Raw genomic sequence first — 11,059 nt, 5'->3', positions numbered from 1 at the left:
TTGCGCAGGCACGAGGTCTTGAGGGACGCGCGCAATGACGGGGTGCCGATCCTGGCAGTTATTGAGGGGGAATAGGCGTTTCGAGTGACGCGACACCATCGACGATGACGATGTGTGCAATACAACATCCGTCTCGTCGCGCTTTTGCTTGTTGATACGCCTCGGAGTGGTAACACGCTTGCGCCGTGGTGAAATCTTCGAACTCGATGACGACGTGCCGCTGTGACTCCTGACCCTCCAGCGTGACCGATGGTCCGCCGCGCGCCAGGAATTTGGCTCCGTACTGGGCAAAGGCGGCCGGCGCCAAACTCATGTAGTTCTGGTAGTTGTGCGGATCCAGAATGGTGACGTGGGCAATCCAGTAGGCGGCCATCAGCGTGGTTCTCCCTCAAGAAGGGTGTATGCGATGGCTTGGGCTTCCCTGATGTGTTCGGCCACCCGGTCGCGCGCAGCGGCGTCATCGCGCTGTACACAAATTGCCTCGCAGATCGCGCGAATTCGCTCGAATCCGGTTTTCTCTCGTGCCTTGTGGGTCATCGTCATCGCACGCAGGCGACTGATACGGCCATTGAGGCGCTGGACAATCTCCCATGCGATAGGGTTGTTGCCTACCCGAAAGATGGTTTCGTACAAGGCAGACGACGCTTCGAGCACGTTTGCGATTTTGGGTGAATCGTACGACAGCCGGAGCCGTTCACACGCCTGCATGATCTCACTGGCCGATTCATCGGTGAGGTTTCGCACGCAGTCGGCTACGGCCGCCTGCTCCATCACCATGCGAATCCGGTAGACCTGGTTGGCCACATTCCAGTTGAGCACTGCGACGATCGGGCCTTTTTGAGGACGTACCTCGACCAGCCCTTCGGCCTGCAGGTAGCGGATCACCTCCCGCACCACGGAACGGCTGACACCCAGCTGTTCGCACAAGGTGCGTTCAACCAGCCGTGCACCCGACGGGAAATAGCCCGTGATGATCGCGTTGCGCAATTTCTCCTGGCATTTCTCCCGAAGTGTCACCGGGGTGTGGTCGATTCTCAGATTCATGATGGTTGGCGCTTCCCCTCAGCTGGCCGTCGCGCATGTCGGGCCGATCTCGTCGCATTCCAGCGTCTTCGCTATTCAAACACGAATGCTGAATAGCAGGCCTGGAAGACCCTGTCTATTCCGTACGCAGCAGATCGAAAATGAATACGAATAATGGTCTTGCAAGCCGTTTTCCGGGCATGCTACCGTCCTTGCCGTTGGTATACCAACATACGGTACTCCAAAAGATGTCGCTGCTCTGTACACCGGGAAGTCCTCTATGAGCCTGATACGAAAAACCGTTCTCCATATCGAAACCGTCCACGTCGACGGTGGTCGCGTGGCAGCCAAGCCGCTCACGCTGATTGCCGCCGCAGCGGTGATCCAGAATCCGTGGGCGGGCCGCGGCTACGTGGAAGATCTTTCGCCGGAGATCAGGGCGCTGGGGCCGCAGCTGAGTCACCACCTCACGGACCTGATCCTGGGCGAGCTCGGCTCCGGCGATGCGGTGGAGGCCTTCGGCAAGAGCGCGGTGGTCGGCTTGAGCGGTGAACTGGAACATGCCTCGGCGCTCATCCACACGCTGCATTTCGGCAACATCTATCGCAACGCGGTCAAGGCAAAGTCCTACCTGGCCTTCACCAACACGCGCGGCCCGGCCAACAGCCCGATCGTGTTGCCGATGATGGACAAGAACGATGAAGGTCGCCGTTCGCACTACCTCACGGTGCAGTTTGCGATTTCCGATGCGCCGGCCGCCGACGAACTGGTGATCGTGCTGGGTGCAGCAACCACCGGCCGTCCGCACCATCGCATCGGCGACCGTTATCAGGATCTCAAAGAGCTTGGCCATGACCTCTCGAATCCTGCCGCTGTCTGACGGCCGGCAGGTCCATTATCTGGAGCAGGGGAGAGGGGAGCCCCTGGTCCTGATCCACGGCGTGGGCATGCAGGCCGCCGCATGGGGGCCGCAGATCGCCCGCTTTGCCGGCACGTTCCGGGTCGTCGCGGTGGACATGCCCGGCCATGGCCAAAGCAGCCTGATGCCTGGCGAACCGGCACTGACCGACTACGTGTCCTGGATGTCGGCGTTCATCAGCGCACTGGACCTGGGCCCGGTGAATCTGGCCGGACATTCGATGGGTGCGCTGATCGCCGCAGGCGTGGCGATCGAGCGACCAGATCTGGTCAAGCGCCTGGCAGTCATCAACGGTGTCCACCTACGGACCGAGGCGGCCCGTGCGGCGGTGATCGCTCGCTCCAACGAGCTTGTCAGTGGCCGCCTGGACGTCGATACCCCGTTGCAACGCTGGTTCTGCGAAGAATCCACCGACGCTTCGCTGGTCGAGGATGTGCGCAGCTGGCTGGAAAACGTGGACATGCAAGGGTATGCCGCCGCTTACCGGGCATTCGCGCGTGGCGATGCCAGCTACGCAAACCGCTGGAATGAAGTGACCTGCCCTGCCTTGGTGCTGACCGGCGCCGACGATGGCAATTCCACACCCGCCATGGCCGAAACGATGGCCCGGCTGGCGCGCAATGCCAAGGCCGTGGTCATTCCCGAAGAACGCCACATGGTCAATCTGACCGCACCGACCAAAGTCAACGCTGCAATGGCCGAATGGCTGGAGACCACGACGCGCTGACCACCGGATACACCACTTGAGCCATCGGTTGGAGGGAACATATGGTCATCAATCCAAAAGAACTGAGGGATGCCTTCGGTTCGTTCATGACTGGCGTCACCATCGTGACGACAGTGACCGCCGACGGGGAGCCGATCGGCTTTACCGCCAATTCGTTCAGTTCGGTCTCGTTGGATCCGCCACTGTTGCTGGTCAGCATCGCCCGCACGTCAGGCAACTTCGACAACTTCAACGGCGCGCAGCGCTTTGCGGTGAACATCCTGGCCGAGGCGCAGACCGAGGCGTCAAACACGTTTGCGCGCCGTCACCCGGACCGCTTCGCTTCGGTTGCCTGGTCCAGCAGCGCCCGCGGCAACCCAGTGCTCAAGGATGTCAGCGCCTGGTTCGATTGCACCATGCACAAGGTGGTGGAGGCTGGCGACCACGCCATCCTGATTGGTCTGGTGGAAGATTTCCATGCCGCTGGCCTGCCAGGGCTGGGTTACTACCGCGGCGGCTATTTCACCCCGGCCAAGATCGCCAGCGAAGTCATCGCCGACGCCAAGATGCTGATCAGCGCAATCGTCGCGCACGAAAATCGCGTGTTGCTGGTGGCCGCGCCGTCGGGGGGCTACACGTTGCCGACCGTCGCAACCGGCAACGAAGGAGCCGATGCGGCGCTGGAGCGCATCTTTGCCCGCTACCAGCGCGGGGCCTCGGCCAACTTCGTCTACTCGGTCTACACCGATACCCGGACGCAGCAACAGTTCGTGGCGTTCTTGTGCAGTACCCCTCACGCAAGCGCCACCGACGGCATCTACGTCGAACTCAAGGACGTTCCGGGGCTGGACATTCCAGATGCAGCGATCAAAAGCATGCTGCAACGCTATTGCCGGGAACGCGAGCTGAAAACCTGCGGCACCTACTACGGCGACCATACCCACGGGGTGGTCAAAGAACTGATTGGAAAGGAGAGTTGAGATGCGGTTTTCCTTGTTCATCCATATGGAGCGGGTTTCGGACCAGCAAGCCCAGCAGCAGCTGTACGACGAGATGATTACGTTGTGCACGATCGCTGACGAGGGTGGCATGCATGCCATCTGGACCGGCGAGCACCACGGCATGAACTTCACCATCGCCCCGAACCCACTGCTCAACCTCGCCGATCTTTCCAACAAGACCAAGAACGTACGTCTGGGCACAGGCACTGTGGTGGCCCCGTTCTGGCATCCGATCAAACTGGCCGGCGAAGCGGCCATGACCGACATCATTTCCAATGGCCGGCTGGATCTGGGCATTGCGCGCGGCGCGTACTCGTTCGAGTACGAGCGTCTGATGCCGGGAATGGACGCCTGGGCTGCCGGCCAGCGCTTGCGCGAGCTGATTCCCGCCATCAAGGGGCTGTGGAAGGGCGATTACACCCACGACGGCGAGTTCTGGCAGTTTCCCAGGACGACCTCGGCTCCGTTACCCGTGCAACAGCCACATCCGCCGATCTGGGTAGCCGCGCGCGACCCCAACAGTCATGAATTCGCCGTTCAAAACGGCTGTAATGTGCAGGTCACTCCGCTCCACTTCGGTGACGAGGAAGTGGAAAAGCTGATCGGCCACTTCAATGCGGCCTGTGCCAAATTCGCTGAGGTGCCGCGCCCGAAGATCATGCTGCTGCGCCACACTTACGTGGCGGACTCAGAGGCCGATGCACAACTGGCCGCCGATGAGATCAACGTGTTCTACAACTACTTCGGCGCGTGGTTCATGAACAAGCGCGAGATCAGCCAGGGCTTGATCGCTCCGCTGAGCGAGGAAGAGATCGCCGCCCATCCGATGTACTCGGCCCAGGCCATGCGTCGCAACAACGTCATCGGCGAGCCTGCCGAGGTGATTGCTCGCCTCAAGGCGTATGAGGCGATGGGCTTTGACGAATACGCGTTCTGGATCGACACCGGCATGAGCTTTGAACGCAAGAAAGCCTCGCTGTTGCGAATGATCCATGACGTGATGCCTGCCTTCCAGGATTGACCATGACCCGTCCATTCGAACTCTACATCGATGGTCGCTTCGAGGCCGGGGCGGCCACGTTCGACAGTGTGGACCCGGCCACGGGCGAACCTTGGGCCAGTATGCCCGAGGCGCGTCGGGAGCAGGTGGAGCGTGCCGTCGAGGCCGCCGACCGCGCCCTGCATGCGCCAGCCTGGGCCGGCCTGACCGCCTCCCAGCGCGGCAAGCTGCTGTACCGGCTGGCAGACCTGCTGGAGAAGGAGGCATCGGAGCTGGCCGCGATCGAAACTCGCGACACCGGCAAAATCATCCGCGAAACCCGCGGCCAGATTGCCTACATCGCCGAGTACTACCGCTACTACGCCGGCATCGCCGACAAGATCGAAGGCAGCGTCGTGCCAGTGGACAAGCCGGACATGCAGGTCTGGCTGAATCGCGTGCCGATCGGCGTGGTGGCTGCCATCGTGCCATGGAACAGCCAGCTGTTCCTTTCGGCAGTGAAGCTGGGTCCGGCACTGGCCGCCGGCTGCACGGTGGTGCTGAAAGCCTCGGAAGACGCGCCGGCCCCGCTACTGGCCTTCGCGCGGTTGCTGCATGCCGCCGGTTTTCCACCGGGCGTGGTGAATGTGATCACCGGCTTCGGTCCGGAATGCGGCGCGGTACTCAGCGCGCATCCCAAGGTGGCCCAGATCGCTTTTACCGGCGGCCCGGCAACGGCACGGCATGTCGTGGGCAACAGCCAGAACAACCTGGCCCGTGTTTCGCTGGAGCTGGGTGGCAAGTCGCCGTTCGTGGTGTTCGAGGATGCCGATCTGGAAAGTGCGGTGAACGCGCAGTTGGCGGCGATTTTCGCGGCCAGCGGGCAGAGCTGCGTGGCCGGTTCCCGGCTGCTCGTCCATGCCGACATCAAGAACGCCTTCCTGGCCAAACTGCTGGAGAAAGTGGCGGCGATCACCATCGGCGCCCCCAGCGACGCCGACACCGAGTTCGGCCCGCTATGCACTGCGCGCCAGTTGCAGCACATCGAACAGGTGCTTGCCTCCTCCCTGCAGCAGGGGGCCAGGCTGCTATGCGGTGGCACCCGCCTCGAACGTCCGGGCCATTACTTCCCGCCCACCATTGTTGATTGTAGCCACACCCCACAGGCAGACAGCATCACCACCGAGCTGTTCGGCCCCGTGCTGTCGATCGATGTCTTCAGCAGCGAGGAGGAAGCAGTGTCCAAGGCCAACGGCACCTCGTTCGGATTGGCCGCTGGCATCTTCACCCGCGAGCTGAGCCGCGCCCACCGCCTGAGCCGTTCGATCCAAGCCGGCGTGGTCTGGATCAATACGTACCGCGCGATCTCTCCGCTGGCCCCATTCGGCGGCTTCGGGCTCTCCGGTCACGGCCGGGAGGGGGGCGCGGCGGCAGCCCTGGAATACACCACCACCAAGACGGTGTGGCTACGCACTTCCGAGACGCCCATGGATGACCCCTTCGTGATGCGCTAGGGCGCTGTGCTCTTCCGCATTGGCGACATTCCAACGCGTTACCCGCCGGCACTGCCCGCCTCCCCCTCGATGGGCGTTGCAGTGCTCCCAAACTGATGACTGAATCGGTCCACATCCGCGCAGAGTGCCTGCGGGTGGCGTGGTCGATCCTGCCCAAGGATCAACGAACATGAGCATCGCAGACAAGCAAGACGGCGTTTTCGCCATCGAGGGTCACTCCATCGGCTATATCCCGGACCAGCAGCGCCACGGGAATCCACGTGACCTGTTCACCCTCTGGTTCTGTACCAGCATCGCGCCGTTGGCGGTAATCACCGGAGCGATGTCCATCCTGACCTTCAAGTTGGACGTGGTCAGCGCGATCACCGCCATCGTGGCCGGGCACCTGTTCGGTGCCATCGTCCTGGCGCTGGCATCGGCACAAGGGCCGCTGGCTGGCATTCCGCAGATGATCCAGAGCCGCGCACAGTTCGGTCGCTTCGGTTCGTTGCTGGTGGTGGGCTTCACCACGCTCATCTACCTGGGCTACTTCATCTCCAACATCATCCTGTCCGGCAAGACGCTGCACACGGTGATCCCCGCCATACCCGTGCCGTTGGCGACCGTGCTAGGAGCGGCCCTGGCGACCGTCATCGGTATCATTGGCTACACCTTCATTCACAGCTTCAACCGGATCGGCATCTGGTTCATGGGCGGGGCGCTGCTCATCGGCCTGGCCATCATGGTGCCCAACCTCAGTGCCGATACGCTGAGTCAAGGCGGCTTCACGCCAGCCGGCTGGTTTTCCATGTTCGGCATCGGCTGCGTGTGGCAGATCAGTTTCTCTCCCTACACCTCGGATTATTCGCGCGCATTGCCGCGCAGTGTGGGCGTGTTCAAGCCCTTCATCTACACCTATCTTGGCGCATCGCTTGGCCCCATCCTGGCCTTCGCCTTCGGCATGTTGGCGGTCAGCGGCGGTGGTCAGACCGACGCCATGGAGGCCGTGCGCATCCATACCGGCGGGTTCGGCTACGCGCTGATGATCCTGTTCCTGGTCAACATCATCGGCCACAACGCAATGAACCTGTATGGCGCGGTGCTGTCCTGCGTGACTTCACTGCAGACCTTCTCGCCCATGTGGACGCCGGGGAGTCTGGCGCGGATCACGCTGTCGTGCGTGCTGCTGGCCGTGTCCACGATGGGTGCGTTGTGGGCATCGTCCAACTTCATCGAGATCTTCATCAACGCCGTGTTCGCGCTGCTGTTCATCCTCGCCCCGTGGGTGTCGATCAACTTGCTGGACTTCTACGTGGTCAACCGTGGCCAGTACGACATCGCCTCGATCTTTGCGCGTGACGGCGGTCGTTACGGCCTGTTCAACGGCAAGGCGATGACGGCCTATGTCATCGGTACGCTGGTGCAGGTTCCTTTCATCAGCAACACCTTCTTCCAGGGACCGTGGGCCAGCCTGTTCGGTGGGGTGGACGTTTCCTGGATCGTCGGCCTGATCGTCAGCGCGATCTGCTATGCGCTGCTCGTGGTGCGCAGTCCACGCCACGCCAACATTCCTGTCAACTGAGCGCTGCACGCGCACTGTCACGCACGCTGTGGCTTTGCCCATTCTACGAGGTCGCAATGGACGTTCAATCGTTCGCCCTGTTCCACCAGAAGGCCCTGATCGCCGGTACATGGTGCGCCGCCGACGATGGCCAGACCGACGACATTTTCAACCCCGCCACCCAATGCGTCATCGGCACGGTACCGCGCATGGCTGGTGAGGAGACCCGGCGTGCCATTGCACTGGCGCAAGCGCAGTGGCCGCAATGGCGCAGCCGCACGGCGCAGGAGCGTTCGGACATCCTCAAGCGTTGGTTACAGCTGATGATCGATCATGCCGACGAACTAGCGGCTATTCTCACACTGGAACAGGGCAAGCCGCGTGCCGAGGCGCGTGCCGAGGTCGTGTATGCGGCCAGTTTCGTGGAATGGTTTGCCGAAGAAGCCAAACGCGTCTACGGCGACATCATTCCCAGTCCGCATGGCGACGCACGCATCATGGTGACCAAGCAGCCCATCGGCGTAGTCGCAGCGGTCACGCCGTGGAATTTCCCCGCCGCGATGATTACCCGCAAGCTGGCTCCGGCACTCGCGGCTGGGTGCCCCTGCATCGTCAAGCCTGCGGCTGAAACACCGTACACCGCGCTGGCGCTGGCCGACCTGGCCCTGCAGGCGGGAGTGCCGCCGGCGATGCTCAGCGTGGTGACCGGCAACGCGCAAGCCATCGGCGAAGCGTTCTTTGAAAGCACCGAGGTGCGCAAGTTCACCTTCACCGGCTCCACTCCCATTGGGCGTCTGTTGTATGGCAAGGCCGCGAAGACCATCAAGAAGGTTTCGCTGGAGTTGGGTGGCAATGCGCCCTTCATCGTGTTCGACGATGCGGACATCCCGGCTGCCGTAGATGGCGCCATGCTGGCCAAGTTTCGCAATGCTGGCCAGACCTGCGTCTGCGTGAATCGCTTCCTGGTGCAGGATGCCGTCTACGACGTCTTTTTAAGCGCGCTCAAGGCGCGCATCACCATGCTCAAGGTTGGCTCCGGTGAGGATGCCGACACCGACGTGGGCCCACTGATCAATCCGGCAGCAGTGGCCAAGGTGCAGTCGCATGTGGATGACGCGCTGGCCAAGGGCGGGCGGCTACTTGCGGGCGGGCACATCTTGCCGGCCGGTGAATGTTTCTACGCGCCGACCCTGATTGCCGACGCGGTCTCGGACATGCAGGTAGCCCGTGATGAAACCTTCGGGCCGCTGGCGGCGGTCTTCCGCTTCCACACTGAAAGCGAGGCCGTGGCACTGGCCAACGATACCGATTCAGGTTTGGCCGCCTACTGCTATACCCGCGATCTGGCCCGGGCCTGGCGCATGAGTGAGCAACTGGACTACGGCATGGTTGGCATCAACCGTGCCGCCATCTCCAACGAGGTCGCGCCGTTCGGCGGCATCAAGCAGTCCGGCCTGGGCCGCGAAGGATCAAAGTACGGTATCGAAGACTTCCTGGACATCAAGTACACCATCTTCGGAGGCATGACACCATGAGCGACGCACGATTTGAGAAAGGCCTGCAGATTCGACGTGAAGTGCTTGGCGATGCTTATGTGGATCGCGCGTTGGCACAGGCCGATGCCTTCAGCCAGCCGCTGCAGGAATTGGTCACGGAATATTGCTGGGGCACGGTGTGGGCGCGCAGCGATCTGGCCCGCTCCGAGCGGAGTCTGATCAACCTGGCGATGATTTCCGCCTTGAACCGGCCGCACGAGCTGAAGATCCACGTGCAAGGCGCGCTGCGCAATGGTGTCCCCCGCGAAAAAATCCGTGAAGCGCTGCTGCAGGTGGCGGTCTACTGCGGCGTGCCGGCGGCCGTGGATAGCTTCCGCATCGCCCGGGAAGCGATCGCCGAGTTCGATACGGCTGACCCGGCGTAAACGCGGCATTCCGTCATGCAGTGGCCTTGCCGCCGTGAAGGGCGGAAGGGCTGCGGTTGCCTTCCGTCTGCGCACATGTCCGGGGATCTCAACATGGCCATTGCTCATCGTTTTGCTTTGCCCTCCCGCCTGCCATTACGCCTGTACGCGAATGCCTTGGCACTGGCTTTGGTGTGTTCTGCCCGCGTGCAAGCGCAGACAGTGGAACATGCGACTCCAGCGACCGTGGCGCCGGCCGGCTGGACGGCCGGTGCGGTGTTGCGCGCACGTTGGGACGTGCGTTTCAACGATGTCGGCGGTGGCGGCCAACGGCGGACCTCCGATCATCTTTCGTTCGACACCTTCATCCTGAAAGCCGACTTCGACGGCCGCGATTATTTTGCGTCAGCGCAGTACCGCTTCTATGGCGGAAGCTTTCTGTATCCAACCGCCTCCGGATATCGCAACTATCCAGGCGAGGTGGGTTTCCCACTGCAGGCGTATGCCGGGCGCCGGCTTGCCAATGGCGATCGCATCGCGGTAGGCCTGCAGCCGGTGGTACTGGACGATCAGTACTGGGGTGCGCAGGTGTTGGGTAGCATTGGATTCGTGATCGGTCTTGAAGAAGTGTATGCCCCGGGCATCACCTACAAGCACGACGGGCCAGGATATCGCCTGTCCACCGGCTACTACCCGATCTCAACGCCGGACGGCAAGGGTCTCAGCCGCGATGGTGCCCGCTACTCCACCACGTTCGTGCAGGCCGACGGTTACGTACCCGATGGGACGAGTACCTCCGAACGCGATCTGCTGGCCGCCACCTACGATTGGGATGTAGCCAGCTATCGCGATGCGAAACTCACTGCCTCAGTGTCCGGCCTGCACTCCCGGCTGGTGGACGAAAGCGGACTCGTCGGTCATCGCGATGGTGAGCGTTTGGCGTATGCGGCCAGTCTCAAGCTGGTGGCCGCTTCCTGGACAGCGAAGTTGCTTGCGGCACGCCAGCAAATCAATCTGGCGGGAGTGCGGAACCCTGACGTTGTCACCGTCGGTGGCTTCGATGCGTCGTACAACATCGCAACCCGCGGTACCGTGGTGTTTGCGGAAGTTGGCATGCCGGTCACCCTGGGGAGCGAATCATTCAACACGTACGCCAGCTATTCACGCTTCTTCAAAGACCGGGCCGCATTCCAGGACAGCGAGCGCTTGACGCTGGGAGTCGCCTGGAAGCGCGCTGCGTTGCAGATTTCCACCGAGCTGCTGATTGGGCGCAACGATCCCTTCGTCGGTGCCGGCCAATACCTCGGCGGTGCAGCGCAAGGCGGCGACGGACAGATCAAGACATCCATTTTCTCGGTCATTGGCTATCACTTCTAGAACGGCCAACACCCCTGCCGCGCCGCCAGGCAGGCGTGGCCGGTGTCCGGAATCGGCATCGACCATTGGTCTGCTGCAATCCTGCGCGCCATCCAGGCTA

11 protein-coding genes are annotated in these 11,059 nt (G+C 62.2%); 9 read left to right on the top strand and 2 right to left on the bottom strand.

The genetic code is table 11. The features are described from left to right. Positions 1-58 precede the first annotated feature (58 nt). Positions 59-373: a DUF1330 domain-containing protein gene (locus tag XCSCFBP4642_RS0115030; RefSeq protein ID WP_029220518.1), complete on the bottom strand. Its 315-nt coding sequence runs from the start codon at positions 371-373 to the stop codon at positions 59-61. After that, positions 373-1,044, bottom strand: a complete 672-nt coding sequence (locus XCSCFBP4642_RS0115025) for a GntR family transcriptional regulator (RefSeq protein WP_029220517.1) — start codon at positions 1,042-1,044, stop codon at positions 373-375. Before XCSCFBP4642_RS0115025 ends, XCSCFBP4642_RS0115030 begins: the two co-directional genes overlap by 1 nt. A 259-nt stretch (positions 1,045-1,303) precedes the next feature. Here XCSCFBP4642_RS0115025 and XCSCFBP4642_RS0115020 point away from each other — a divergent pair, with 259 nt between their 5' ends. The 9 genes from XCSCFBP4642_RS0115020 (at position 1,304) to XCSCFBP4642_RS0114980 (ending at position 10,959) form a co-directional block, all read left to right on the top strand. Then, the gene (locus XCSCFBP4642_RS0115020; protein WP_029220516.1) at positions 1,304-1,903 is read left to right on the top strand and encodes an amino acid synthesis family protein; all 600 of its coding nucleotides are present in this window, start codon (positions 1,304-1,306) and stop codon (positions 1,901-1,903) included. Next, positions 1,875-2,669: an alpha/beta fold hydrolase gene (locus XCSCFBP4642_RS0115015; RefSeq protein WP_029220515.1), complete on the top strand. Its 795-nt coding sequence runs from the start codon at positions 1,875-1,877 to the stop codon at positions 2,667-2,669. The genes XCSCFBP4642_RS0115020 and XCSCFBP4642_RS0115015 overlap by 29 nt, the downstream gene beginning before the upstream one ends. 41 nt (positions 2,670-2,710) lie before the next feature. After that, entirely contained in the window at positions 2,711-3,628 is a 918-nt protein-coding gene (locus XCSCFBP4642_RS24950; RefSeq protein WP_033898421.1) for a flavin reductase family protein, read from the top strand. 1 nt (position 3,629) lies between these two features. Continuing rightward, the gene (locus XCSCFBP4642_RS0115005; protein WP_029220514.1) at positions 3,630-4,670 is read left to right on the top strand and encodes an LLM class flavin-dependent oxidoreductase; all 1,041 of its coding nucleotides are present in this window, start codon (positions 3,630-3,632) and stop codon (positions 4,668-4,670) included. Between the two features lie 2 nt (positions 4,671-4,672). Continuing rightward, complete coding sequence (locus XCSCFBP4642_RS0115000; RefSeq protein WP_029220513.1) at positions 4,673-6,142, top strand: aldehyde dehydrogenase; 1,470 nt, start codon at positions 4,673-4,675, stop codon at positions 6,140-6,142. Positions 6,143-6,311: 169 nt separating this feature from the next. Beyond that, positions 6,312-7,703, top strand: coding sequence for a purine-cytosine permease family protein (locus tag XCSCFBP4642_RS24945; protein ID WP_033898418.1), 1,392 nt, complete (start codon positions 6,312-6,314; stop codon positions 7,701-7,703). 56 nt (positions 7,704-7,759) lie between these two features. Further along, a complete protein-coding gene (locus XCSCFBP4642_RS0114990; protein ID WP_029220512.1) occupies positions 7,760-9,217 on the top strand; it encodes an NAD-dependent succinate-semialdehyde dehydrogenase in 1,458 nt (485 codons plus the stop codon). Beyond that, positions 9,214-9,603, top strand: coding sequence for a 4-carboxymuconolactone decarboxylase (pcaC, locus tag XCSCFBP4642_RS0114985; RefSeq protein ID WP_029220511.1), 390 nt, complete (start codon positions 9,214-9,216; stop codon positions 9,601-9,603). Before XCSCFBP4642_RS0114990 ends, pcaC begins: the two co-directional genes overlap by 4 nt. A 186-nt stretch (positions 9,604-9,789) precedes the next feature. Beyond that, positions 9,790-10,959, top strand: coding sequence for a hypothetical protein (locus XCSCFBP4642_RS0114980; RefSeq protein ID WP_152527280.1), 1,170 nt, complete (start codon positions 9,790-9,792; stop codon positions 10,957-10,959). Positions 10,960-11,059: the final 100 nt, after the last annotated feature.

This window comes from Xanthomonas cassavae CFBP 4642 (assembly GCF_000454545.1).
Lineage (GTDB): Bacteria > Pseudomonadota > Gammaproteobacteria > Xanthomonadales > Xanthomonadaceae > Xanthomonas > Xanthomonas cassavae.
The sequence above is the reverse complement of the archived record's forward strand: the minus strand, read 5'-3'. Positions and strand labels throughout refer to the sequence as shown.

Excerpts from the sequence above, each read along its gene's own strand:
- XCSCFBP4642_RS0115030 (WP_029220518.1), bottom strand. The coding sequence starts at position 373 with ATGGCCGCCTACTGGATTGCCCACGTCACCATTCTGGATCCGCACAAC.
- XCSCFBP4642_RS0115025 (WP_029220517.1), bottom strand. The coding sequence starts at position 1,044 with ATGAATCTGAGAATCGACCACACCCCGGTGACACTTCGGGAGAAATGC.
- XCSCFBP4642_RS0115020 (WP_029220516.1), top strand. The coding sequence starts at position 1,304 with ATGAGCCTGATACGAAAAACCGTTCTCCATATCGAAACCGTCCACGTC.
- XCSCFBP4642_RS0115015 (WP_029220515.1), top strand. The coding sequence starts at position 1,875 with ATGACCTCTCGAATCCTGCCGCTGTCTGACGGCCGGCAGGTCCATTAT.
- XCSCFBP4642_RS24950 (WP_033898421.1), top strand. The coding sequence starts at position 2,711 with ATGGTCATCAATCCAAAAGAACTGAGGGATGCCTTCGGTTCGTTCATG.
- XCSCFBP4642_RS0115005 (WP_029220514.1), top strand. The coding sequence starts at position 3,630 with ATGCGGTTTTCCTTGTTCATCCATATGGAGCGGGTTTCGGACCAGCAA.
- XCSCFBP4642_RS0115000 (WP_029220513.1), top strand. The coding sequence starts at position 4,673 with ATGACCCGTCCATTCGAACTCTACATCGATGGTCGCTTCGAGGCCGGG.
- XCSCFBP4642_RS24945 (WP_033898418.1), top strand. The coding sequence starts at position 6,312 with ATGAGCATCGCAGACAAGCAAGACGGCGTTTTCGCCATCGAGGGTCAC.
- XCSCFBP4642_RS0114990 (WP_029220512.1), top strand. The coding sequence starts at position 7,760 with ATGGACGTTCAATCGTTCGCCCTGTTCCACCAGAAGGCCCTGATCGCC.
- pcaC (WP_029220511.1), top strand. The coding sequence starts at position 9,214 with ATGAGCGACGCACGATTTGAGAAAGGCCTGCAGATTCGACGTGAAGTG.